The sequence below is a fragment of the Mesorhizobium sp. WSM1386 genome (assembly GCF_055901595.1).
In genome coordinates this window covers 323034-347293 of record NZ_CM148373.1, presented here as the reverse complement: position 1 = coordinate 347293, position 24260 = coordinate 323034, and the positions used below count along the sequence as shown (strand labels likewise).

The window sequence follows — 24260 nt, the reverse complement described above, 5'->3', positions numbered from 1 at the left end:
CTACGCGACGTGACGACAAACGGGGCGTCCGTCCAGGTCTGCCGACCGTCACATCGCGCCCGCGTCGCGGTGGCTGTGAATCCGCAACTGCCGAAACTCGTTTGTCATCTAACTGAAATAAACATCTGGCATTAGCCACGGCGGACACCGCAATGCTTGCCGGCAAAGCTGTTTGAAGCGCCGGAATCTTTTCGATCGTCGATTGCCAACCGGCCGGCTGCGTCTATGCTGCACGCACCGGTACGGCCGAAGAGGGATGACCATGGCCAAGGCGGACAAGACTGCAACGATGAGCCGGCTGCATTCCGCGGCAAGGCTGGCAAGGACCGCACTGGCGGCTCGGCTTCTGGCGCACGGCTTCTATGCCGGCCAGGACCAGATCATGCTGGCGCTCGACCGCGAGGACGGCCAGACGCCGGGCAATCTTGCCGGTCGCCTCGGCGTGCGCCCGCCCACTATCACCAAGACCATCAACAGGCTGCAGGCGCAGGGTTTCCTGGAAAAGCGCGCCTCCGAGGCCGATGCCCGCCAGGCGCACATCTTCTTGACCGACACCGGCCGCGAAACCATCCGCGCCATCGAAAAGTCGGTGAAGAAGACCGAAAAGCAGGCGCTGAAAGGCCTCGACAAGAAGGACCAGAAGGCGCTGTTCAAGCTGCTTGCCCGCATCGAGGCCAACCTCTCCAACGAGGAGCTGGTGTTGATGGACGACGACGCCGAGTCGGACGACTGATCGTCCGGTACGACGATCAGGCCGCCGCCATCGCGGCCGGTCCACGGATCAGCGAAGACCAGCGTCCAGGCGTCATGCCGAACGCCTTCTTGAATTGCCTGTTGAAATGGCTCTGGTCGCTGAAGCCGGCCTCGACGGCAATCTGCGCCAATGGTTCGCCGGCCATGATCATCCGCCGCGCGTGCTGAAGCCGGCGCATCACCAGGAAACGATGCGGGCTGGTTGAGAAGGCGGCGCGGAAATGCCGTGACAATGCATAGCGGTCGAGCCCGGTGATCGCCTCCAATTCGCCCGACCCCACCGGACGGTTCAGGTTTTCCGTGAGATAGTCACGCGCCGCCGCGGCCGCTTGCCACGCCGTCCTGGCCATCGGCTTGCCCGGCTGCCCGGCATGCCGCGAGAGCCTCTGCATCAGCTGCGCCAGGAAGTCGTCGACGAACAATTCGTCGAGTTCCTGCTCCAGCGGCCCCAGTGCCGAAAGCAGCGTTGCGCAAAAGGCATCGTCCGTCACCACGGCGTCCCTGACGAAGGGCAACGATGCGCCGCCAAAGCAGTCGAGCATCAGCGACGGTTCGAGATAGAGCATCCTGTAGCGCAACCCGTCCTCGGTGCCGGCGCCGCCGTCATGCAATTCGTCGGGATGCAGCACGATGATCTGGCCGGGCAGGCTTACCCGCGTCGCACCACGATAGCGAAAGGTCTGCACGCCCTGCAGCGTCACCCCGATCGCATAGGTGTCATGGCGGTGCAGGTCGAAGGCGCTGCCGTGGAACCGCGCCTCGATCCGCTCCATGCCCGCAGGGTCGGGAGCGGAAATGATGCAGTTTTGCGCCGCATCGGCGCACAAACGTCCAAGACCCTCGAAGGCCTGGCTGCCTAGATCGTGCGACATCGTCTCCTTCAGCCTCGAAAGGGGCCTGTTCGAATGGGTAATGTCTCATGTTCGATACGAAATTTGCAATCGTGCTCAGGGAGGACCTGCCGGTCTGGCAGAAACTCAACGTCACGGCCTTCCTGACCAGCGGCGTGGTCGCCCAGTTCCCTGGCATCATTGGCGAACCCTACCGCGACCGGTCAGGCAATCTTTACAATCCGCTGTCGATCCAGCCGGTCATCGTGCTGTCGGCGGATCAGGCGACGCTCGCCGCGATCCAGCGGCGCACGCTCGAGCGTGGCGTGACGACCTCGCTCTATGTCGAGGAGATGTTTTCGACCGGCTTCGACGCCGCCAATCGCGCCGTCTTTGCCGAGTTCGCGCCCGACGACGCCAAGGTGGTCGGCATCGCGCTGCGCGCCGAGAAGAAGGTGGTCGACAAGATCACCAAGGGCGCCCGCATGCACGCCTAGCGACATAGGCATGGACTAAGCCTGGCGGCACCTGTTGTTAGGCCAGCACGCTCAGGCGCGGCAGCGGGCGACAATTGGCTTGCCGGCAAGCGGCAATTCCCGCAAAGAAGGGCTTCAGCCCAGCTTTTCCCGGCCTGCAAGTGAATGCTCCCCAAAGACACTTAGAAAGCGCGACGCCGCCGGTGGCGATCCTGTGCATGCTTTCCACCTATGTCTTCTTCACCTTCCTCGACACCTCAAGCAAATATCTCGTCCTGGCCGGGGTCTCGGTGCTGATCGTCGCCTGGGTACGCTTTGCCGTGCATGTCGTATTGGTCGGCGCTCTCCTGCGCGGCTGGCGCCAGCCGGTGCGGTTTCGCCCGGTTAACCTGCCGGCGCATGTGCTGCGCGGACTGTTCCTGTTCGGCTCCACCATTTTCAACGTCCTGGCGCTGCGGTCCCTGCAATTGGCCGAGACGACATCGATCTATTTCTTTGGACCGATGGTGATCACCGCACTTGCCGGCCCGCTGCTCGGCGAATGGGCCGGCTGGCGGCGTTGGCTGGCTATCGTGGCTGCCTTCACCGGTGTTCTGATCATCACCAGGCCGGGTGTCGGCGTTTTCGGCATAGGACATCTCTTCGCGCTCGGCTCGATGCTGTCGAACTGCTTCTACGTCATCATGACCCGCCGCATGTCGGCGACCGAAACTCCGGAAAGCCTCATCTTGTTTTCGGCGCTCGCGCCGACGGTGCTGCTGTTGCCCCTGCTGCCGTTCTCGTTCTCGCTGCCGCATGATGGCTGGCACTGGTTCATCCTGCTCATGCTTGGCGTGTTCGGCGGCGTCGGGCACTGGCTGCTGGTCCAGGCCTACCGGCTGGCGACGACAACGGCGCTCGCTCCCTATCCCTATTCGCAGATGGTGTGGATGATCATTTCCGGCTGGATCGTCTTCAAGCAGTTCCCCGACCGCTGGACGCTGCTCGGCGCGGCCATCATCGTCGCCAGCGGCCTCTACATCGTGCACCGCGAACACCGGCTTCGGCTGCAGAGCCGCGCGGCTTCCGATGTCGAGGCGGAAGCGCTGGCAAAAAAACTTTGATTTGCCCCCGATCGGTGGCATAACGCCGCCTTTAAACAGTTTAGGTCAGAATTCAGGTCGTTCGGGGAGCGCAAGGCGCTGGCACAAAAAATCAAGCTTTCGACGATCGCGGATGCGCTCGGCGTGTCCACGGCCACGGTTTCGCTGGCGCTGCGCGACAGCCCATTGGTCGCCGGCTCGACGCGCGACCGCATCAAGGAGCATGCCCGCGCCATCGGCTATATCTACAACCGCCGCGCCGCCAGCCTGCGCACCTCGCGCTCGGGCATTGTCGGCGTCGTCGTGCACGACATCATGAACCCGTTCTTCGCCGAGATCCTGCGCTCGATCGAAAGCGAGCTCGACCGCAGCCGGCAGACCTTCATCCTGTCCAACCACTACGACCAGCTCGAGAAGCAGCGCACCTTCATCGACACGCTGCTGCAGCTCGGCGCCGATGGCGTCATCATGTCACCGGCCATCGGCACCCCGGCTTCCGACATCGTGATGGCCGAGGAGAACGGCCTGCCGGCGGTGCTGATCGCGCGCACTGTCGAGGGCGCCGACGTGCCGGTGTTCCGCGGCGACGATGCCTATGGAACGGGGCTCGCCACCAATCACCTGATCTCGCTCGGCCACAAGCGCATCGCCATGATCGGCGGCACCGACCAGACCTCGACCGGACGCGACCGCTATCAGGGCTATGTCAACGCCATGGAAGCGGCAGGAATGGAAGTCAGGCCGTCCTGGCGCATTGCCGGCCCGCGCACCAAGCAGGCCGGCTTCGAGGCCGCCGGGCAGTTCCTGGCACTGAAGGACAAGCCGACCGCGGCCTGCTGCTGGAACGACCTTGTCGCCATCGGATTGATGAACGGTATCGCGCGTGCCGGCCTGGTGCCCGGCGTCGACATCTCCGTCACCGGCTATGACGATCTCGAAGAGGCGGCGATCGCCACGCCGGCGCTGACCACCGTCTGGAACGGGCAGCGCGAGGTTGGCCGCCGCGCCGCCAGCGCACTGCTCGACAAGCTCAACGGGCAGACGGTGCGGCCCTCGCAGGAATTGATCAAGCCGGAACTGCATGTGCGCCAGTCGACCGGCAAACCGGTGGAGCGTGCATGATGAAGGCCGAAGAGTTGCAAGCCGTCGCCATTCTGGTGCCGGCGGGTTTCAGCGACCACGCGGTTGGGCGCATCGAGCGGACCTTCAGGCGCATCGCCATCGAGCGCGCCGATCCGGCGCTGGTCACCGACGAGATGAGCAGCACGGTGCGGGGCATTGCTTCGTTTGCCGGCATCAACGCGGCGATGATGGATGCGCTGCCCAATCTCGAACTGATCGCCTCCTTCGGCGTCGGTTATGATTCGGTCGATGTTGGCCATGCGGCGGCGAACAACATCATGGTCACCAACACGCCCGACGTCTTGACCGAGGAGGTCGCCGACACCGCGATCGGGCTGCTTATCAACACCATCCGCGACCTGCCGCGCGCCGAAACCTGGCTGCGCGACGGCAGCTGGGCGAAGAAGGGCGACTATCCGCTGAGCCGGCTGACCTTGCGTGCACGCCGCGTCGGCATTTTCGGCATGGGCCGCATCGGACGAGCCATCGCCCGGCGGCTGGAAGCGTTCGGCCTACCGGTCGCCTACCACAACCGGCGTCGCGTCGAAGGTCTTGCCTACCAGTATCACCCGACGCTCAAGAGCCTCGCCGAAGCGGTCGACACGCTGATTTCGGTGGCGCCCGGCGGCGCTTCGACACAGAAGGCGGTCAACGCCGAGATCCTGTCGGCACTCGGCGCCAACGGCGTCTTCGTCAACATCGGCCGCGGCAGTACGGTCGATGAGGCCGCCCTTGCGGCAGCCCTGGCCAACGGCACCATCGCGGCCGCCGGCCTCGATGTCTTCGCCGCCGAGCCGAATGTGCCGAAGGCGTTGCTCGACGCACCGAACGCCTCCTTGTTGCCGCATGTCGGTTCGGCCTCGCAGCACACGCGCCGCGCCATGGCGGATCTGTGCGTCGACAATCTTGTGTCCTGGTTCGGCGAGCGCCGCCCGCTGACGCCAGTGCCGGAGACTGCGAATGTGAGGGCTCGCGGCTGAGTGGCAGTCTGCCACAATTATTAACGTCGGCTTAACCCTTGGAAATCATTGTTTATCCTGTCCGTGTACAGGGATGAAGACCAGGATGAAGACGCTCTCCGCATTGATCGCCGCCGCTGCGCTTTTTGGCGGTATCCAGCTGTTTCATGGCGGCACTTGGGAAAGCGCGGCCAACGAGCTCGCCCCGTCCAACACCTACAGGCTTGTCGCCAATGGCGACGAGGCGTGCTTGCGCGGTCAGCCGCGGCGCCGAAATTTCCGACGACTTGTCGCTGGTTACCGTCGCGCCGACCTGCCGCCGGCTCCTGCCAGGTGTCGAGCAAGCAAAATTCTGGCGTGAACAAACCGACTGCTCGGTCGCCTTCAGCGCCAACGGCATCGATCCGATCGTCACTTTCGGCGTTGCCGACGGCAACGGTTACGAATCCTATGCCCCAGCCACGCCCTTGCTGTCGCTGGCCGCAACCGGTGATTTGAAGTCGGAAGACTGATTATTCCGCAGCGGCCCGCGCACCGGCTTTCGCAGCCGCATGCAGGCGTACCGCATCGCCGAAGGCGCGGAAAATCTTGACCGAGTTGCTGTCCGATTTGACCCAGTATTCCGGATGCCATTGGACCCCGACGGCAAAGGCGCGGGCCCCCTTGACCGAAACCGCTTCGACCGTGCCGTCAGTGGCGACAGCCTCGACCTTGAGCTTCGATCCCAGCCGGTCGATCGCCTGGCGGTGCAACGAATTGACCTTCATGTCGCCGGCACCGAACACGCCGGCCAGGCAGCTGCCTGGCTTGATCGAAATGGTCTGGTGGATGGCGAAGCGTTCGTCCTGCTTGTCGCTCACCGGCGCGCGGTGGTCGAGCGAACCTTCGCGCTCCTGGATCTCGGTGCCGAGCGTGCCGCCGAGCGCGACATTCAGCTCCTGGATGCCGCGGCAGATGGCAAGCAGCGGCACGCCGCGCTCGATCGCCTTGCGGATCAGTGGCAGCGTGGTGGCGTCACGCGCCGGATCATAAGGGCCGTTGGCCTCGCTGGCGTCGCCGCCGTAAAGCGAGGGATGTACGTTGGACTTCGAGCCGGTGACCATGACGCCGTCGACTGAGGACAGGAGTTCGTCGAAGTCGAGCCTGTCGCCGAATGACGGCACCAGCAGCGGGAACACGCCGGCGCCGGTAATCGCCGCTTCCAGGTACTGCTGTGGGGCGGCATGCCAGGTGTAGTTGTCGAACTGACGGACGTCGGTCGATATGGCGACGAGCGGCTGGTGCATTTTGGCTCTGGTTTCCATCTAGGCAAGGATGTCCTGCCTCCAAAATAGGCGATCTCCCGAAATTTTTCCATGCCAAGTTTCAGCATCTCGCATGGGCCACGAAACCGCCTGTTAGACTATAGTTGCAAGGCTGCACGGCTTGGTCACCAAATCCGGCCGCCATGCTGGACTAGGCTTCTCGCCTGTGTATTGTTTCGGCCAACCGATGCGGGAGTTGAGGATTTCCCGAACTCGGTCTGTTGATCCAATAGGGAGGAACTTCATGGATCGTCGTTCATTCATCCGCAGGGCCGGCGTGACCGGCGTCGGCGCCGCCGCCGCGGCGGCCACGCTTGCGGCACCGGCAATAGCCCAGTCAAATCCCAAGGTGACATGGCGGCTTGCGTCGTCTTTCCCGAAGTCGCTCGACACCATCTATGGCGGCGCCGAGGTATTCTCCAAGATGCTGTCGGAAGCCACCGACGGCAATTTCCAGATCCAGGTGTTTGCCGCCGGTGAACTCGTGCCAGGCCTGCAGGCCGCCGACGCCACCACGGCCGGCACTGTCGAAGCCTGCCACACGGTGGCATATTATTACTGGGGCAAGGATCCGACCTGGGCGCTGGGTGCGGCCGTTCCCTTCTCGCTCAACGCGCGCGGCATGAACGCCTGGCACTACCATGGCGGGGGCATCGACCTGTTCAACGAGTTTCTCGCCACGCAAGGGTTGTTCGGCCTGCCCGGCGGCAACACCGGCGTGCAGATGGGCGGCTGGTTCCGCAAGGAGATCAACACGGTCGCCGACCTCTCCGGCCTCAAGATGCGCATCGGCGGCTTCGCCGGCAAGGTGGTGCAGAAGCTCGGCGTCGTGCCGCAGCAGATCGCCGGCGGCGACATCTATCCGGCGCTGGAAAAAGGCACCATCGACGCCGCCGAATGGGTCGGCCCCTATGACGACGAGAAGCTCGGCTTCTACAAGGTCGCGCCCTATTACTACTATCCCGGCTGGTGGGAGGGCGGACCGACCGTCCACCTGATGTTCAACAAGGCGAAATACGAAGAGCTTTCGCCGACCTACAAGTCGCTGCTGCGCACCGCGGCCCAGGCCGCCGATGCGAACATGCTGCAGAAATACGACTATCTGAACCCTCCGGCGGTGAAACGGCTGGTGGCCGGGGGCGCCAAGCTGCGTCCGTTCAGCCAGGACATCATGGCCGCCTGCTTCGAGAAGGCCAACGAAGTCTACGCCGAAATGGAAGCCTCCAACGCGCCGTTCAAGAAGATCTGGGATTCGATCAAGGGCTTCCGCAAGGAGCACTATCTCTGGGCGCAGGTGGCCGAATACAATTACGACACCTTCATGATGGTCCAGCAGCGCAACGGCAAACTGTAGGACAAGTCTGCGCCGCCCCTTATCCGCCCGGCAGGGCGATTGGGGGCGGCGCCAACTCCCGAAAGCTCGCCCTTCAGCCCAAACCCGGCACCACCAGCACCTTGACCTCGCCAGGTGCCGGCGGGTTGGCGATGACGTCAGCCGCCTCTTCGAGCGGCACTTGCCTGGAGATCAACCGGTCGATCTCGATCGCGCCCGACGCGATCAGCTCGGCGGCGCGGCGGTGCGCGTAGGGATTGAGAAAAGAGCCCAGCACCTTGAGTTCGCGAAACAACAGGTCGAAGGGTTCGAATTCCACTTTCATGCCTTGCGGCGTCACGCCGACGATGACGACCGTGCCGCCGGCCCGTGCCAGCCGCATTGACTGCTCGACGGTCTCGCGCACCCCGGCGCATTCGAACACCACGTCGGCGCCGCCGGGCACAAGACCGGTTGGCCCGGCGATGGCATCGATGATGTCGCCGGCGATCGGGTCGACCGTCGCTGTCGCGCCTAACTCCTCGGCGAGTGCGCGCCGTGAAGCCTGCCTGGTCGACAGGATGATGGTCGTGGCGCCAGCCAGCCGCGCCAGTTGCACGGTGAGCAGGCCGATCACGCCGCCGCCGAGCACGACCACCGAGCTGCCAAGCTTGATCTCGGCCAGGTCCACGCCATGCAGGCAGCAGCCGAGCGGCTCGCAGAACGCGCCGTGCGTCGGCTTCAAACCGGCGGGCAGGATGAAAGCCTGTTTCTGCGGCAGCACGACATAGTCGGCAAAGCCGCCGTCGCGGTGGATGCCGATGGCGTTGAGATTGCGGCAGAGATTGACCCGGCCGGCATGGCAATGCGGACACCGCCCGCAGGCGATATTGGGGTCGCCGGTGACGCGGTCTCCGACGGCAAAGCCGGAGACTTCAGCTCCAACAGCCTCGATGATGCCCGAGAATTCGTGGCCGGGCGTCACTGGTGGCCTGCAGGGAAACTCGCCATGGAAAAGATGCCGGTCGGTGCCGCAGACGCCACAGGCTTCGATCCGCACCAGAAGATCGTCCGGTCCGGGGACGGGTTTGTCGACCTCGCGCAGCGAAATGCTGCCTACCGCTTCCAGCCGCACCGCTCTCATGGCGTTGTCCCCATCAGTTGAAGCTCGGCGGCTGCGAAAGGTCCGGCGTCGGCGTCGCCGGCTTGGCCGGCGGCGTATCGCCGAAACTCGGCGGTTGCGACAGGTCCGGCGTGCCGGGGGCAGCCGGTGCATTGCCGCCATTGGCAGGCGCGCTGCCGCCCTGCGGGGCGCCGAGCGGCGATAGAGAGGGCATTTCCGGTACCTTGTAGTCGATCGTGCCTGCATCGGTCGCCGTGCCCTTGTAGCGCATCACCATTTGCGGGAAGGAGATGGTCAGCCCGATCATGATCACCTGGATCAGGACGAACGGCACCGCGCCCCAATAGATCTGGCCTGTCGTCACCGGCGCGACCTGCTTGCCGGTGAGGCGGTCGAGATAGGGTACCCGCGCGGCGACCGAGCGCAGGTAGAACAGCGCGAAGCCGAAGGGCGGGTGCATGAAGCTGGTCTGCATGTTGACGCCGAGCAGCACGCCGAACCAGATCAGGTCGATGCCGAGCTTGTCGGCAGCCGGCGCCAGCAGCGGCACGATGATGAAGGCCAGCTCGAAGAAATCGAGGAAGAAGGCCAGGAAGAAGACGAGGATGTTGACGCCGATCAGGAAGCCGACTTCGCCGCCCGGCAGCGAAGTCAAAAGGTGCTCGACCCATATCTGGCCGTTGACGCCGTAGAAGGTCAGCGAGAACACGCGCGCGCCGATCAGGATGAACAGCACGAAGGACGACAGTCGCGTCGTCGAGGCGAGTGCTTGCTTGATCACATCCAGCGACAGCCGGCCCTTTGCCGCGGCCATCGCCAATGCGCCGACCGCGCCCATGGCGCCGCCTTCCGTCGGCGTGGCAATGCCGAGGAAGATGGTGCCCAGCACCAGGAAGATCAGCGCCAGCGGCGGGATCAGCACGATGACCACCTGCTGCGCCAGCCTGGACATCATGTGGATATTCAGCCGCCGGTCGGCAATCGCGACGATATAGATCACGATCACGCCGGCCGTGGCGCCCAGAATATCGGCATTGTCGCCATGCGCCGGCGCCAGATAGCGGTACGCCGCATAGGATATGGCCACCGCTGCCACCAGCGCCACCAGCAGCGACATCACGCCATGTCCAAGCGTGCGTGCTTCGAGTGGCAGCGCCGGCATCATCTTCGGCCGGAAGATCGATACGATGAGAATGTAAAGCGCGTAGAGTCCGGTCAGCACCAGGCCGGGGATCAGCGCGCCGGCATACATGTCGCCGACCGAGCGGCCGAGCTGGTCGGCGAGCACGATCAGCACCAGCGACGGTGGGATGATCTGCGCGAGCGTGCCGGAGGCGGCGATGACGCCGGACGCCAGCCGGCGGTCATAGCCGTAGCGCAGCATGATCGGCAGCGAGATCAGTCCCATGGCGATGACCGATGCCGCGACCACGCCGGTGGTCGCCGCCAGCAGAGCGCCGACGAAGATCACCGCGTAGGCGAGACCGCCGCGGATCGGTCCGAACAGCTGGCCGATAGTGTCGAGCAGGTCCTCGGCCATGCCCGATCGCTCGAGCACGATGCCCATGAAGGTGAAAAACGGGATCGCCAGCAGCGTGTCGTTCGACATCACCCGGCTGCCGTAGAAATTGTCCGGGAGCGCATAGAGCAGCGGCCAGGCGAGGTTGATCGCACCGCCCGAATAGGGCGTCAGGAGCACGCCGATAAAGAAGAACATCAATCCGTTGGCGGCGAGCGAAAAGGCGACGGGATAGCCGATCAGCATGAACAGGATCAGCGAGGCGAACATGATCGGCGCCATGTTCTGGGCAATGAACTCCATCACGAGCGCACCTCGTCGGCGAGCGCCTTGGCTTCGAGCTCAGCCTGTTCGTGCACGGAAATGAAGGGGTTGGGATCGTCCATCTCGCCGCGTATGATGGCGATCTTCTTGATGATCTCGGAAATGCCCTGCAGCGCCAGCAGGAAAAAGCCGACCAGCAGGATGGCCTTGGCCGGCCAAACGATCAGGCCTCCGGAATTGTTGGACATTTCGCCGCTGTGAAACGACAGCCGGACGTAGGGCACGAAATAGAACACCATCAGCGTCACGAACGGCATCAGGAACAGGAGATGGCCGAGAAGGTCGATCCAGTGTTGTACGCGGCGTGAGAACAGGCCGTAGACGATGTCGATGCGGATATGCTCGTTCTGCTTCAGCGTATAGGCGGCAGCCAGCATGAAGGCGGCGCCGAACAGATACCATTGCAGCTCCAGCCACGCATTCGACGAAATGTCGAAAACCTTGCGGATGACGGCGTTGACCGCGCTCACGAGGATCGCCAGCAGGATCAGCCAGGACACCGACTTGCCGATGAATTCGTTGAGGCGGTCGACCGCCCTGGAGAGAGCGAGAAGCCCTGCCATGCATTCCTCCCTTTTATCGGAGGCGTGCCGACTCCCCCTTTTTGTCGTCACGCCGCGTGGCCCAACGGTATGCCGCGCGTGGCCGGACGGGTCAACAAGGATGGAGGCAACAAAACAGCATCGATCAAAGCGAGGGCCAAAGACTGGCTGTCTGCCGCCGCGTCATGCAACCAAAGTCTGATCGGTTCAGACGATTTTGCTGGTGTCGCGGCCAACGCCGATCAGCACCAGCATGGCCACCAGGAACAGATACATCCACGCATCGCGCCATTCGATCGGGAAATAGCCGGCCCACAGCGATTCGGCCATGCCGAAGGCGGCTGCGCCCAGCGCTGCCCGTGGCGGCGAGAGATATCCGCCGACCGCCGTCACGAACAGGATCTTCAATCCGTAGACGAGGCCGGACCCGAAGCTGACATTGCCGTAATAGAGGCTGGCCATGACGCCGGCCAGCGCCGCGCACAAGCCACCGAACAGCACGGCGCGTCGGAACACAGCGCGCACGTCGACGCCGCACAGCGCGGCCGCGCCCGGGTCGTCGGAGACCGCGCGCCAGGACCGGCCGAAGCTCGAGCGAGCAAACACCCAGGTGGCGAGCAGAACCGCTGCCAGGACAGCCGCGCAGTCGAGCACCTGGATCAGGGTCAACGTCGCCTTGAAGCCGGCGCCCTCGGCGAAAACGATGGGCTGGGCCAGCATTGGCGGCAGCCACAGATCATGCGTGTCGGCCGCGATGCGGCTCGCTTCCGATAGCACCAGCAGGATGCCGAGCGTCGTCACCACGATGGCATTGGGCGTGCGGTCGGCCAGCGGCTCGAAGACGCTGCGCGACAGAACATGGCTGATGAGCGCGGCATAGAGCAAGGCCGCTACGACGCCGAGCAGCACCGAAGCCAGCAGCGTCAGCCACAGCACCTGGTAGCCGAAGGCGACGGTCAGGATCATCGCCTGGCCGCAGAAGGCGAACAGCGCGCCATAGGCAAGGTTGGTGCGGTGCAGGATGCCGTTGGTCAGCACGTAGCCGAAGGCAAGCAGCGCATAGAGCGCACCCGAATGCAGCCCGTTCAGCACCTGCTGGAAGAAATAGAGCATGCAAAACCTGCAAAGCATGTCGCCCAAAGCGCAGCGGTTTGGGCAGACGGAATGCTCAAGACAAAGGCGACGATAGCGTACCCACAGGAGGTTTGCATCGGCGAATCTAACTTGTCAAATGCGATTTATCGGTTAGATTTTGCGCATGACAGTTGCCTGGACCCCGCATCGCTTCACCGGCGGCCTGCTCGCGCTCGATACGGCGAACACCGTCGTGCTGCGCGGCGATCCGCAGCGCACCTTCGACCGCTTCGACGATCCCGCCGAAATCGCCCGCTTTGCCGACGCGGCCAGCGGTTTTCGCGCCGACGAGCTTGGCGACAGGCGGCTTGCGGTTTCCTCGCCGGCGGCGATCGCGCCTGTCGTGCTGTCGATTCGCGAGGCAACCGACCGGCTGTTTCGCGGTGCGGTGTCGAAAGGGGTGCTCGCGACCGCGGATCTGCCCGGTTTCCTGACGGCCTGTGCCGAGGGCCTGGCTGGCAGCCGGACCGAGATCGGCGCACCGGGAAGGCCGTTCGGCGACCCCGTGACGCCGATCGCCTTCGAGGCGGCGCTGGCGGTTTCGGCGCTGTCGCTGCTGCGGGACGATACAGCCGCGAGATTGAGGATCTGTCCCAACTGCACCTGGCTGTTCGTCGACAGGAGCCGCAATTCCAGCCGCCTTTGGTGCGACATGGCGGTGTGCGGCAACCGGCAGAAGGCAAGCCGTCACTATCGCCGCCGCCGCATGGCGGCCCATGAGGTCAAGGATGCTTAGAAGGATTTCCCGTTCGGTCGTTGTCGGCGCCATACTGATCGCCGCCGTTGCGCTCGGCGCCTGCCGGGATACTGGCAAGGACGGCGAAGGCAAGCTTTTCGAGGTTTCGGGCAAGATATTCGTCTTCAACTACCGTCTCGCCCGGGCGACCTATGTCGTGACGCTGCGGCCCTTGCGGCCGATGGGTGAGGGCCAGGTGGCGGTTGCCAGTTTCCAGAATCCGGCCGGCGGTGCGCCTATCGTGGTCGAGCAGAAGGTCTGGCCGAAGCTCGACAAGGTGAGTCTTGAAAGCCCGGCGCTGACCTGCATCGTCAAGAACAAGCCCTATGCCATCGCCATCAGCATCAAGGGCGCCGACGGTGCGGTCCTGCAGAAGATCGACACCACGCTGATGTCGACGGAAGACCAGTCGATCCTGCCCGACCGACCGCTGGTCATCGACCAGCTCTATACGGCCAATCCCGACCTCGCCGGCCATCCCGGCGGCAAGCTGCCCGGCGAGCCGAGGCCCGATTGTTCGAAAGCCGGCTGACACTTTCCGACCGGCATCGATTTGGCTGGAATTTTCGTGCGTCGTCGCACGATCGGCGCGCGGTTTCGTGCGCGATCCGGCACCTGCCGGACTGTTTGTTGCGCGTCGCCTGGTCCCTTCGATTTTGTTTGACCTGCCTTGCAAGGGGAGAAAGGATGCGCCATCCGATCCCGACGTTGGCTGCTGCCCCATGCGGCCTTCGCAGAGGAAATGCCTGATGACGCTGCATGATGTCGCGCTCGACGACAAGTTCGATCTCGGGAAGGAGCGCATCTTCCTGTCCGGCGCGCAGGCGGTCATCCGCATGCTTCTGATGCAGCGCGAGCGCGACCGTCGCGCCGGCTTGAACACGGCCGGTTTCGTCTCCGGCTATCGCGGTTCGCCGCTCGGCGGCCTCGACATGCAGCTGTGGAAGGCCAAGAAGCAGCTCGCGGGAGCCGACATCGTCTTCCAGCCAGGCCTCAACGAGGAGCTTGCCGCGACCGCCTGCTGGGGATCGCAGCAGACGGAATTGCTGGGCGAGGGCACCCATGACGGCGTGTTTTCCGTCTGGTACGGCAAGGGGCCTGGCGTCGATCGTTCGGGCGACGTGTTCCGCCACGCCAATCTCGCCGGCTCGTCGAAGCATGGCGGGGTGCTCGCTCTGATGGGCGACGACCATATGGCCGAATCCTCGACCAATGCGCATGCCACCGAATTCCTGTTCGTCGACACCATGGTGCCGATCCTCAACCCGGCTGGTGTCCAGGAGATCATCGATTACGGCCTCTACGGCTTTGCCATGTCGCGCTTTGCCGGCACCTGGGCGGCGATCAAATGCGTCAAGGACAATATCGAATCGACGGCCTCGGTCGATGCCTCGCTCGAGCGGCTGAACATCGTGGTGCCGGAGTTCGACATGCCGCCCGGCGGCCTCAACATCCGTCACGAGATCGACATGCTGGGCCAGGAGGAGCGCCTGCATGAACACAAGCGCGCCGCGGCTTCCGCCTTCATCCATGCCAACGGATTGAACCGCATCGTCTATTCGGGCGGCCGCAGCCCGAAGATCGGCATCATCACCCTGGGCAAGAGCTATCTGGATGTGCGCCAGGCGCTGGAGGACATTGGCATCGACGAGGCGGCCGCCAATCGCATCGGCGTGCGGCTGTTCAAGGTCGGCTGCCCCTGGCCGCTCGATCTGCATCACATCGCCGACTTTGCCCGCGGCCTCGATACCATCGTCGTGGTCGAGGAAAAGCGCTCGCTCATCGAGGTGCAACTGCGCGAAAGCCTCTACGGAACCGCCTCGCAGCCGGTCATCGTTGGTAAGAAGGATGAGCGCGGCGACTGGCTGTTTCCCGCCAAGGGCGCGCTCGATCCCAACGAGATCGCGATTGCGCTCGGCGAGAGGATCGTGAAGACCATTGGTCCGTCGGAAGAGATTTCGGCGCGGGTGGGCAAGCTGCGCCAGTTCCAGGCGATGCTGGCGGACGCCACCGACATCGGCTCGCGCACGCCTTTCTTCTGTTCGGGTTGTCCGCACAATTCCTCGACCAAGGTGCCGGACGGCTCGATCGCCGCCGCCGGCATCGGCTGCCATTTCATGGCGCTGTGGATGGACCGCAACACACTCGGCTTCACGGCCATGGGCGGCGAGGGCGCGCAATGGGTCGGCCAGGCGCCGTTCTCCAAGCGCGACCACATCTTCCAGAATCTCGGCGACGGCACCTACAACCATTCCGGCACGCTGGCGATCCGCTTCGCCCTGTCGAGCGAGGCCAACATCACCTACAAGATCCTCTACAACGACGCCGTCGCCATGACCGGCGGCCAGCCGCATGAGGGTGGCCTGACCGTCGACATGATCGCCAGGCAGGTGCGGGCGGAGGGTGTCGACCGCATCGCCATCGTCACCGACGAGCCCGACAAATATGCGGGCAAGGTCGAATTCCCCGCCGGCGCATCAATCCATCACCGCGACGACCTAGATCTCGTCCAGCGCGAGCTGCGCGACGTCAAGGGTGTCTCGATCCTGATCTATGACCAGACCTGCGCGGCCGAAAAGCGCCGCCGCCGCAAGCGCGGCACCTTTCCCGATCCTGACAAGCGCGTCTTCATCAACGAGCTGGTCTGCGAAGGGTGCGGCGACTGCGGCGTGCAGTCGAACTGCGTCTCGATCCAGCCGGTCGAAACCGAATTCGGCCGCAAGCGCAAGATCGACCAGTCGAGTTGCAACAAGGACTTCTCCTGCGTCAACGGCTTCTGCCCCTCCTTCGTCACCGTGCACGGTGCCAAGATCAGGAAGGCCGAAGGCCTGGCCGGCAAGGCCGATCCGCTCGACGGCGTGCCGACCCCTGCCGAATTCCCGCTGGGCTCCGAGGGCTGGGCGGCGATCATCGACGGCGTCGGCGGAACCGGCGTGGTCACCGTAGGTGCGGTGCTCGGCATGGCGGCCCATCTCGAGGACAAGGGCTGCGGCATGATCGACATGGCCGGCCTCGCCCAGAAGGGCGGTTCGGTGTTTACCCATGTGCGCATCGCCCGCACACCGGACGACATCCATGCCATCCGCGTTTCGGCGGGCAAGGCCGACCTTGTGCTTGGCTGCGACCTCGTCGTGTCGGGCGCCAAGAAGGTGCTGACGGCGGTGCGCGAGGGCCATACGATCTTTCTCGCCAACACCGCCGAGATCATGCCCGGCGAGTTTGCGCGCTCGGCCGATTTCTCGCTGCCCATCGAGCGCCTGAAGAAGGCGATCCGGAGCGCGGCCGGCGACGACAAGGCGCATTTCTTCGATGCCACCCGCACCGCCACCGCGCTGTTCGGCAATTCGCTCGGCGCCAACATGTTCATGCTCGGCTTCGCCTTCCAGCATGGCGGCCTGCCGCTGTCGGCCGAGGCGGTCGAAAGGGCGATCGAACTCAACGGCGAAGCCGTGGCGATGAACATCGCCGCCTTCCGCTGGGGCCGCCGCGCGGCACACGAGCCGGATTTCGTGCGGGGCCTCGTCGCCCAGCCGGGCAAGGCCGGGCAGGCCGCCCCGATCGCGCAGACGCTGGACGAGATCATTGCCCGCCGTGTCGCCTTCCTGACCGCCTACCAGAACGCCGCCTACGGCAAGCGTTATGCCGACACGCTGGCCCGCCTGCGTGCTGCCGAAACGAAGGCCGTGCCCGGTTCGACCGTCGTGACCGAGGCTGCGGCCAGGAACCTGTTCAAGCTGATGGCGATCAAGGACGAGTACGAGGTGGCGCGGCTTTACACCGACGGTTCCTTCGCCGCCGAGCTTGGCAAGCAGTTCCAGAGCTACGAAAAGCTCGAATTCCATCTCGCGCCGCCGATCATGGGACGGCGCGGCAATGACGGCAAACCGAGGAAATCGAGCTTCGGCCCTTGGATGATGAAGGGGTTTCGCCTGCTTGCGGCGCTCAAGGGCCTGCGCGGCACCGCTTTCGACCTGTTCGGATACACCGGCGAGCGGCGCATGGAACGGCAGCTTTTGGCACGGTATGAGAGCGATCTCGAGCTTGTCTCGAAGTCGCTGGCGCCGGGCAAGGTCGAGGCAGCGACCGCCCTCATGTCGGTTCCTGCACTCATCCGTGGCTATGGCCATGTCCGGCAGGCCAGCGCCGAAAAGGCCGCTGGAGAGCGCCAAAGGCTCCTCGAACGCCTGTCAGCCGCCTCGAAGCGGCCGGAACTCCAGGCCGCCGAATGACGGATACGGCTTGTTTACCTGAACCGCATTTTCTCCACTTTCCCTAGCGTCAACTCCCTTGACCGTGAGCGCGCGGCCGCCCCTCTAAATGTTTCTTAAGGCGAATATGGCACTGCTTGGCTCCCAAGGGTTGGGATTCAGGCGTGAATCTGAGAAAAAAGAACGAGATCCCGGTCGACGTCTACATTCCGTTCGTGGAAACCCTGTTTCGCGACGGATTGACGCTTTCGATCGGATTCTTTGCCCAGACCCTGCTGGTGGTGCTCGTCTACTGGAAGACCAGGGACCCGGCTTACCTTGCGGTGACGTTTGGTTTCCTGACCGTCGCCTTCCTGCGCTTGCGCAACATCCGCAAGTACCGGCATGCGCCGACGCCCAAGAGCTGGGAGGAGGCCCGCCGGCGCGAGAACGACTATATTTTGTACGGCTCCATGCATGGTTTCATGCTGGGAGCCTTCTGTTTCGTCGGCATCTATCTTGCCTATGACGGATTTGCCGAGATCGCCGCGGTCTGCGTGACGCTGGCGTCGGCAACATCGATCGCCGGCCGCAACTATGGTTCGCCCAGGATGGTGATGATCTTCATCATGACCATGACCTGGCCGATCTCTCTCGGCTTCATCCTGCGCGGCGATCCCTACCATTTCATTCTTGGCCTGCTTTCGGCGCCCTTCCTGTTCGCCATCAAGCGCTTCGCCGATCTGGTCCGCGAGGTGCTTTTCGCGGCGCTTTCGGAGGAAAAGAAGGCAAACCGCCTCGCCCAGCGTTTCAACCGGGCGCTCAACACCATGTCGCACGGCCTCGTCATGCTTGGCCCGGATGGCCGGGTGGCGGTCGCCAATGCCGAGGCCGCGCATTTGATGTCGCTCAAATCGGCCGACGCGCTGCTCGGACGATCGATCCACGGTCTCTTGATGCGCGGCGTCGCCGGCGGCATGCTGGCGCCGAAGGACTGCCGCTACATCGAGGCCCAGCTGACGCGCGCGTTGCGCGAAGGCCGCGACCGCAAGGTTCTGGTTTCCCTTGCCAATGGCCAGCATTATGAATTCTCGGCCCGCGAAGGCAGCCAGGAACTGGGGGTCATCACCTTCGAGGACGTGACGGCTCGCGTCGAGGCGGAAGACAAGATCCGCTTCATGGCGCGCTACGACAATCTCACCGGCCTGCCCAATCGAGCCTATTTCCACGAACTGATCGGCGAGGCGATGGCTTCGGGCGATCGCGACCGTCTCTGCGGCCTCGCCGTGCTCGACCTCGACGACTTCAAGAGCGTCAACGATACGCTTGGGCATCCGATCGGCGACGGGTTGATCTATGCGGTCGCCGAACGTCTTGCCGCCGTCGCCGGGCAAGGCATCACCGTCAGCCGTTTCGGCGGCGACGAGTTCATGGTCTTCTTCGACCGCATCGAGGATGAGAGTCACCTGACCATCGAGATCGACGAGATCTTTGCCGCGTTGCAGGGCGAAGTGGACGTCGCTGGCCACGGGCTGCGCATCCAGGCCAGCGGCGGCGCGGTGCTGTCGCGTGTCAGCGACAGCGATGTCGATGCCATGATCGTCAAGGCGGATCTGGCGCTCTACAAGGCCAAGGAACTCGGCAAGAACGGGTGGCGCCTGTTCGAGGCGGCGATGGACGCCGCCTTCCGCAATCGCCAGCTGATGAAAGCTGACCTGCGCAGCGCGGTGGAAAGCAAGGGCCTGCGGGTGGTCTACCAGCCGATCGTGGCGATGAGCACCATGCGCATCGCCAGTTGCGAGGCGCTGTGCCGCTGGGACCATCCCGATCTCGGACCGGTCTCACCAGGCATCTTTATTCCGCTGGCCGAGGAAATGGGCATCATTTCGGAAATCAGCACTTTCGTGCTGCATGCGGCCTGCACCGAATGTGCCAAATGGCCTGACCAGACCAGCGTCTCGGTCAACCTCTCCGCCAAGGATTTCCGCAGCCGCGACGTCATCCAGAAGGTTCGTGATGCCTTGGCGAGCTCCGGCCTCGCTGCCGGCCGGCTGGAGATCGAGGTCACCGAAACGGCGCTGCTCGACGATAAGTCGCTGACGCGCCAGTACATCGAGGAGCTGAAGCAGATTGGCGTGCGCATCGCGCTCGACGACTTCGGCACCGGCTATTCGAGCCTGAGCTATCTGCACAAGCTGCCGCTCGACAAGATCAAGATCGATCGATCGTTCCTCATGGACGTCACCCAGAACTCTCGTTCCCTGGAGCTGCTCAAGGGCATCGTCAATCTTTCGCGGCCGCTGGGGCTTTCGGTAACGGTCGAAGGCGTCGAGACCTTCGAACAGCTCAAGATCCTGGCGCTCGAGGTCAAGCCGGATCTCGTGCAGGGCTTCCTGTTCGGCTCCGCGCTCAGCGCGTCCGGTATCGAGACCATGTCGACCACGGTCTGGCCCTTTGCCAAGGAAATCAAAAGCGCCAAGAGGGCATCCCGCGGCTAGTTTGCGGGACGGATGCTTTTAATTTTAGTAAAATTTACCGATTGTTAACCTTAACGTTCGGTAAACAGTGCCCGGATCATTTTCATCTTTACATCCCGTGGTCTCGTCGTAGGGTTGAAACGCGGCGGCATTTACGGGGAAAGTCCATGGACGCGCATTTGACAGCGCTTCGCCAGGTGGCGGGCGTGAGCGAAGAAAATTCGCCCGACAACATGTCGAGCTTTGCCCGAAACATCTCAGCGATGTTGGAGCGCACTGAATATCGCCGCTGCGACAAGGGCGAAGACCTCGAAGACATCTACAGGTTGCGCTACAAATCCTATCGGTTGAGCGACATGGTCCCGGAGAATCCGGATCATATTATCCACGACGAGCTCGATGAAGCCGAGAACTGTTCGAAGTTCGGCATCTACATTGACGGCGACCTGGTCAGCACGCTGCGCATCCACCATGCCTGCCACGAGACGCCACAGTCGCCTTCCACCACGGTTTACGGTGATATCCTACGGCCAATGCTTGCCGCCGGCGCCCATTTCGCCGATCCGAGCCGCTTTGCCGCCGACCCGGATTGGTCGAGGGTTTATCCGCAGATCCCTTATCTCACGCTGCGCCTTGCCGGCATGGCCTGCTTCTACTTCGATGCGCCTTACTGCCTTTCCACCATCCGGCCTGAGCATGCGGGCTTCTATCGCCGCATCTATTGCTCCGAGCAGATCGGCGAATTGCGCGACTATCCGGGCCTGAACTACAAGGTCGTGCTCTACCGCGCCAACGTCAACGCAATCCGCGAGCGCTCCTTCTCCCGATTCCCCTTCTTCCGCTCGACGCCGCTGGAGCAGCGCATGCTGTTCGAGACGCCTGGTGCGGGCGAACTGGCACCGCTGACCATCCTGCCGACGGCAAAGTATTTTCGCGAAGCCGCCTGAGGCCTCGCGACCAACGCCGCGCGACTTTCCCGACCCCGTGGAGCTTCCAGGCGGTTTCCGCGTTCTGGGTGATGGCGGGCGCGCCGGGAATGTGCGTCGGCGACATTCGCGTTATCGCGCGGGCCAGACAATCATCGACCCGACAGGGGTCAAAAGGAGTTCCCATATGACCGTTTCAACGCTCGCGCTGACGCCGCTGATCTCCTTGATAGCCGGCGTGCTGATCCTCGTGATGCCACGATTGTTGAACTACATTGTCGCGATCTACTTGATCATCGCCGGCCTGCTTGGATTGTTCCCGCACCTCGCCGGCTGAAGCCGGCGCAATTTCAGGAAAATGTAAGGCGCTTTCCCTTGGGAGTTGCGTCAGCATCAACTCTCAGCCGGCGAAGAAGCGTAGCGATGCGGCAACGATGGCCTCCGGCCTGTCCTCCTGCATGAGATGGCCGGAACCGGGGACGAGGGTCAAGGCGCAATCCGGCAACATGGCCGCGAGCCTTTGGCCGCTTTGCGGTGATATCCAGCGGTCGTCCTCTCCCCACAGCAAAGCGACGGGGCAGCGGAGTTCGCCGTAGAGCGGTTCGACCTCGTCGGTGAAACGCTGATCCATCTGGGCGATCTGCCGATAGAAGGCTGGCTGGCCAACAGGCCCGGTCCAAGGCGCGACATAGGGTTCCAGTTCGCTGTCCGACAGAGGCCTGGCCGCAGCGCCCGAAACATACGCCTTCAGGATCGCCACCTGTATGTAGTCAGGCACGCCGGCGAAGGCGGCCTCATGTCGTCGGACATGCTGAACGAAGGGCGAGCCCCATGGCCGCACCGCCACCGGGTCGATCAAAAGCAATCTGTCATAGTCACGGCCGTCGATCAGGTGCGCGCGCAGCGCCGTGGCGCCGCCGAAATCATGGGCGATGACCTTGGGTCGATCGAGCTTCCAAAAGGCCAGCATCGCTGCCAGCGCCTCGTTCTGGATGCCCAGCGAAACATCCTGGCCATCCCGTTTGGTTGATCGCCCATATCCGGGGAGATCGTAGAAATACAGCGTATGCTCGCGCGCCAGTTCCGGTGCGACGCGATGCCAGACATGCGAGGAGAACGGCGTGCCATGCACGAGCACAATCGGAGGGCCTGAGCCGGCGGTCCCCCACGCAATGGCAGTGTCGTTCCAGTCAAATGTCTGTGTGGGCGTGATCATGGCACTTCACCACCGGCTGTTCATCCGGCGACGATACTCCCCCGCGACAACGTCCAGAACCGCCAAATTCTCACAGCAGCTTCAACGGAGCTGACACATGATGCCGGCAGTTTCAATTTTCCCTTGAGGCAGTTGTCGGCTGCGATGCGGCAATAGCGCCATTGCTCTTGGCCCGGCTTTTCGCTATGTGCCTCAAAGATGTCTTCGAAGGGGTATTCCTATGGCTGATCACACGCCGAGCGGTCCTGTAGAACTGGGCGCGAAGATGGACTACGCCGAGCATGACCGCACCTATGCGGGCTTTCTCATGCTGGCCAAATACGGATCGCTTTTCTGCGGCGCCATACTCTTGGCGATGGCTTTCGGCTTCTTCGCGGGCGGCTTCTTCTCGGCGACCATCCTGTTCATCCTGATCATGGCCGTTGGCGCTTTCATTCTGCGGTAGACTTTCCAAAACCCTCTCGCCTTGGTCGCCGGACACCCCGGCCGACACTTTGCGCAGACAGGTTCCAGCCGAAAGGATCATGCGGTGGGACAGACGGTTTTCATCCCTCGTGAGCTTGACGCGAACGAACCGCGTGTCGCGGCCTCGCCAGATACGGTGAAGCGGCTGGCCGGACTTGGCTTCGATGTCGTCGTAGAGACCGGTGCCGGCACCAGGTCGCGCATTCCCGACGAAGAATTCGCCAAGGCAGGGGCTGCCATCGGCAAGGCTGCGGATGTCGCCAAGGCCGATGTCGTGCTCAAGGTCCGCCGGCCGTCGGAAGCCGAGCTGAAGGGCTACAAATCCGGCACGGCCGTCATCGCCATCATGGACCCCTACGGCAACGATGCCGCCGTCGCGGCCCTGGCCAAGGCCGGTGTCACCGCCTTCTCGATGGAATTCATGCCGCGCATCACCCGCGCGCAATCGATGGACGTCCTGTCCAGCCAGGCCAACCTTGCCGGCTACCAGGCGGTGATCGACGGCGCCTCGGAATATGATCGCGCGCTGCCGATGATGATGACGGCGGCCGGCACTGTTCCTGCCGCCAAGGTGTTCATCATGGGTGTCGGCGTCGCCGGCCTGCAGGCGATCGCCACGGCGCGCCGCCTCGGTGCGGTCGTCACCGCCACCGACGTGCGCCCCGCCGCCAAGGAACAGGTCGCTTCGCTCGGCGCAAAGTTCCTCGCCGTCGAGGACGAGGAATTCAAGGCCGCCGAGACGGCCGGCGGCTACGCCAAGGAAATGTCCAGGGAATACCAGGCCAAGCAGGCGGCGCTCACCGCCGAGCACATCGCCAAGCAGGACATCGTCATCACCACGGCACTGATCCCCGGCCGGCCGGCGCCCAAGCTGGTGTCGGAGGCCATGGTCGCTTCGATGAAGCCGGGCTCGGTGCTCGTCGACCTCGCGGTCGAGCGTGGCGGCAATGTCGAAGGCGCGGTTCCAGGTCAGGTGGTGAACACGGCCAATGGCGTAAAAATCGTCGGCCACCTCAACGTGCCCGGCCGCGTCGCCGCATCCGCCTCGCTGCTTTACGCCAGGAACCTGTTCGCCTTCCTCGAGACGCTGGTCGACAAGACGACGAAGACGCTCGCCATCAACCGCGATGACGATCTGGTAAAAGCAACGATGCTGACCGATGGCGGCAAGGTCGTTCATCCGGCCTTCGCCAAGGCCGATCAGCAGCCTCCAAAGGGCCAATATGTCGAGCCGGCCGCGATCCCGGCCAAGACCATGGTCGCCGACGCTTCGTCCAAGAAAGCCGCGCCCAGGAAGGCAGCCGCACCCAAGTCGCCCTCGTCGAAGCCGAAAGGGATCGCGTGATGGACCAGACCCTGCAGAAAGCCCTCGACCAGCTCGACCAGGCAAGTGCCGCCGTCCGGCTTGCGGTGCAGAACCTGGCCAATGCTCCTGGTGGCGCCGATGCGGCGGGTGATGCCGCGCACGCGCTGTCGGGCGGCGCCATCGACCCCTTCGTCTTCCGTTTCGCCATCTTCGTGCTGGCGATCTTCGTCGGCTATTACGTCGTCTGGTCGGTGACCCCCGCGCTGCACACGCCGCTGATGGCCGTCACCAACGCCATCTCCTCGGTCATCGTCGTCGGCGCGCTGCTTGCCGTCGGCATCGCCGCCTCCGGTGTTGCCGCCGGCTTCGGCTTCGTTGCGCTGATGCTGGTTTCGGTCAACATCTTCGGCGGCTTCCTGGTCACCCAGCGCATGCTGGCCATGTACAAGAAGAAGGACAAGTAGAGC

Annotated in this window: 22 protein-coding genes and 1 pseudogene; 16 read left to right on the top strand and 7 right to left on the bottom strand. The window is 63.7% G+C overall.

Annotation, left to right across the window (positions count from 1 at the left end; translation table 11 throughout):
* The first annotated feature begins 262 nt into the window (after positions 1–262).
* Positions 263–733, top strand: a complete 471-nt coding sequence (locus tag AC0NIH_RS01600) for a MarR family winged helix-turn-helix transcriptional regulator (RefSeq protein WP_013891578.1) — start codon at positions 263–265, stop codon at positions 731–733.
* 16 nt (positions 734–749) lie between these two features.
* Here AC0NIH_RS01600 and AC0NIH_RS01595 read toward each other — a convergent pair whose 3' ends face one another.
* Positions 750–1625 carry an AraC family transcriptional regulator gene (locus AC0NIH_RS01595; RefSeq protein WP_473466118.1) on the bottom strand — a complete coding sequence of 292 codons (876 nt, stop codon included), beginning with the start codon at positions 1623–1625 and terminating at the stop codon, positions 750–752.
* A gap of 47 nt (positions 1626–1672) precedes the next feature.
* On the opposite strand from AC0NIH_RS01595, the gene AC0NIH_RS01590 reads away from it, so the two are divergent.
* From AC0NIH_RS01590 to AC0NIH_RS01570, 5 genes and pseudogenes are all read left to right on the top strand, one after another.
* A complete protein-coding gene (locus AC0NIH_RS01590; RefSeq protein ID WP_473466120.1) occupies positions 1673–2080 on the top strand; it encodes a DUF2000 family protein in 408 nt (135 codons plus the stop codon).
* Positions 2081–2277: 197 nt separating this feature from the next.
* Entirely contained in the window at positions 2278–3162 is an 885-nt protein-coding gene (locus AC0NIH_RS01585; RefSeq protein WP_352703130.1) for a DMT family transporter, read from the top strand.
* 78 nt (positions 3163–3240) lie between these two features.
* Positions 3241–4263: a LacI family DNA-binding transcriptional regulator gene (locus tag AC0NIH_RS01580; RefSeq protein WP_023775909.1), complete on the top strand. Its 1023-nt coding sequence runs from the start codon at positions 3241–3243 to the stop codon at positions 4261–4263.
* The gene (locus AC0NIH_RS01575) at positions 4260–5243 is read left to right on the top strand and encodes a 2-hydroxyacid dehydrogenase (RefSeq protein WP_352703119.1); all 984 of its coding nucleotides are present in this window, start codon (positions 4260–4262) and stop codon (positions 5241–5243) included. The genes AC0NIH_RS01580 and AC0NIH_RS01575 overlap by 4 nt, the downstream gene beginning before the upstream one ends.
* 85 nt (positions 5244–5328) lie before the next feature.
* Positions 5329–5734 (top strand): annotated as a pseudogene (locus tag AC0NIH_RS01570) (hypothetical protein).
* On the opposite strand, the gene AC0NIH_RS01565 reads toward AC0NIH_RS01570, so the two are convergent.
* Positions 5735–6508, bottom strand: coding sequence for a gamma-glutamyl-gamma-aminobutyrate hydrolase family protein (locus AC0NIH_RS01565; RefSeq protein ID WP_473466123.1), 774 nt, complete (start codon positions 6506–6508; stop codon positions 5735–5737).
* Between the two features lie 262 nt (positions 6509–6770).
* Here AC0NIH_RS01565 and AC0NIH_RS01560 point away from each other — a divergent pair, with 262 nt between their 5' ends.
* The gene (locus tag AC0NIH_RS01560) at positions 6771–7880 is read left to right on the top strand and encodes a TRAP transporter substrate-binding protein (RefSeq protein WP_473466125.1); all 1110 of its coding nucleotides are present in this window, start codon (positions 6771–6773) and stop codon (positions 7878–7880) included.
* Between the two features lie 73 nt (positions 7881–7953).
* Here the strand turns inward: AC0NIH_RS01560 and AC0NIH_RS01555 are convergent, their stop codons facing one another.
* From AC0NIH_RS01555 to AC0NIH_RS01540, 4 genes are all read right to left on the bottom strand, one after another.
* The gene (locus AC0NIH_RS01555) at positions 7954–8982 is read right to left on the bottom strand and encodes a zinc-dependent alcohol dehydrogenase family protein (RefSeq protein WP_473466128.1); all 1029 of its coding nucleotides are present in this window, start codon (positions 8980–8982) and stop codon (positions 7954–7956) included.
* 13 nt (positions 8983–8995) lie between these two features.
* Entirely contained in the window at positions 8996–10783 is a 1788-nt protein-coding gene (locus AC0NIH_RS01550; RefSeq protein ID WP_473466328.1) for a TRAP transporter large permease, read from the bottom strand.
* Positions 10783–11367, bottom strand: coding sequence for a TRAP transporter small permease subunit (locus tag AC0NIH_RS01545; protein ID WP_287272638.1), 585 nt, complete (start codon positions 11365–11367; stop codon positions 10783–10785). The genes AC0NIH_RS01550 and AC0NIH_RS01545 overlap by 1 nt, the downstream gene beginning before the upstream one ends.
* Positions 11368–11553: 186 nt before the next feature.
* Positions 11554–12459 (bottom strand): branched-chain amino acid ABC transporter permease, encoded by a 906-nt coding sequence (locus AC0NIH_RS01540; protein ID WP_287272637.1) that lies wholly within the window; start codon positions 12457–12459, stop codon positions 11554–11556.
* Between the two features lie 145 nt (positions 12460–12604).
* Between AC0NIH_RS01540 and AC0NIH_RS01535 the strand changes: the two genes are divergently transcribed.
* From AC0NIH_RS01535 to AC0NIH_RS01510, 6 genes are all read left to right on the top strand, one after another.
* Positions 12605–13216 carry a CGNR zinc finger domain-containing protein gene (locus AC0NIH_RS01535; protein ID WP_473466132.1) on the top strand — a complete coding sequence of 204 codons (612 nt, stop codon included), beginning with the start codon at positions 12605–12607 and terminating at the stop codon, positions 13214–13216.
* The gene (locus AC0NIH_RS01530) at positions 13209–13748 is read left to right on the top strand and encodes a hypothetical protein (RefSeq protein WP_473466135.1); all 540 of its coding nucleotides are present in this window, start codon (positions 13209–13211) and stop codon (positions 13746–13748) included. Before AC0NIH_RS01535 ends, AC0NIH_RS01530 begins: the two co-directional genes overlap by 8 nt.
* A 217-nt stretch (positions 13749–13965) precedes the next feature.
* Entirely contained in the window at positions 13966–17445 is a 3480-nt protein-coding gene (locus tag AC0NIH_RS01525) for an indolepyruvate ferredoxin oxidoreductase family protein (RefSeq protein WP_473466138.1), read from the top strand.
* 143 nt (positions 17446–17588) lie between these two features.
* Complete coding sequence (locus AC0NIH_RS01520) at positions 17589–19901, top strand: putative bifunctional diguanylate cyclase/phosphodiesterase (protein ID WP_352703061.1); 2313 nt, start codon at positions 17589–17591, stop codon at positions 19899–19901.
* Between the two features lie 185 nt (positions 19902–20086).
* The gene (locus tag AC0NIH_RS01515) at positions 20087–20827 is read left to right on the top strand and encodes an N-acyl amino acid synthase FeeM domain-containing protein (RefSeq protein ID WP_348625667.1); all 741 of its coding nucleotides are present in this window, start codon (positions 20087–20089) and stop codon (positions 20825–20827) included.
* Positions 20828–20993: 166 nt separating this feature from the next.
* Entirely contained in the window at positions 20994–21143 is a 150-nt protein-coding gene (locus tag AC0NIH_RS01510; protein ID WP_013891560.1) for a DUF3096 domain-containing protein, read from the top strand.
* A 63-nt stretch (positions 21144–21206) separates the two neighbouring features.
* Here the strand turns inward: AC0NIH_RS01510 and AC0NIH_RS01505 are convergent, their stop codons facing one another.
* On the bottom strand, positions 21207–22022 hold the full coding sequence (locus tag AC0NIH_RS01505; protein ID WP_473466141.1) for an alpha/beta fold hydrolase: 816 nt from the start codon (positions 22020–22022) through the stop codon (positions 21207–21209).
* A gap of 220 nt (positions 22023–22242) precedes the next feature.
* On the opposite strand from AC0NIH_RS01505, the gene AC0NIH_RS01500 reads away from it, so the two are divergent.
* The 3 genes from AC0NIH_RS01500 to AC0NIH_RS01490 all read left to right on the top strand — a co-directional run bounded on the left by AC0NIH_RS01500 (position 22243) and on the right by AC0NIH_RS01490 (position 24257).
* The gene (locus tag AC0NIH_RS01500; protein ID WP_013891558.1) at positions 22243–22467 is read left to right on the top strand and encodes an aa3-type cytochrome c oxidase subunit IV; all 225 of its coding nucleotides are present in this window, start codon (positions 22243–22245) and stop codon (positions 22465–22467) included.
* Positions 22468–22551: 84 nt separating this feature from the next.
* The gene (locus AC0NIH_RS01495; protein ID WP_473466143.1) at positions 22552–23832 is read left to right on the top strand and encodes a Re/Si-specific NAD(P)(+) transhydrogenase subunit alpha; all 1281 of its coding nucleotides are present in this window, start codon (positions 22552–22554) and stop codon (positions 23830–23832) included.
* A complete protein-coding gene (locus AC0NIH_RS01490) occupies positions 23832–24257 on the top strand; it encodes a proton-translocating transhydrogenase family protein (RefSeq protein ID WP_115141977.1) in 426 nt (141 codons plus the stop codon). The genes AC0NIH_RS01495 and AC0NIH_RS01490 overlap by 1 nt, the downstream gene beginning before the upstream one ends.
* Positions 24258–24260 lie beyond the last annotated feature (3 nt).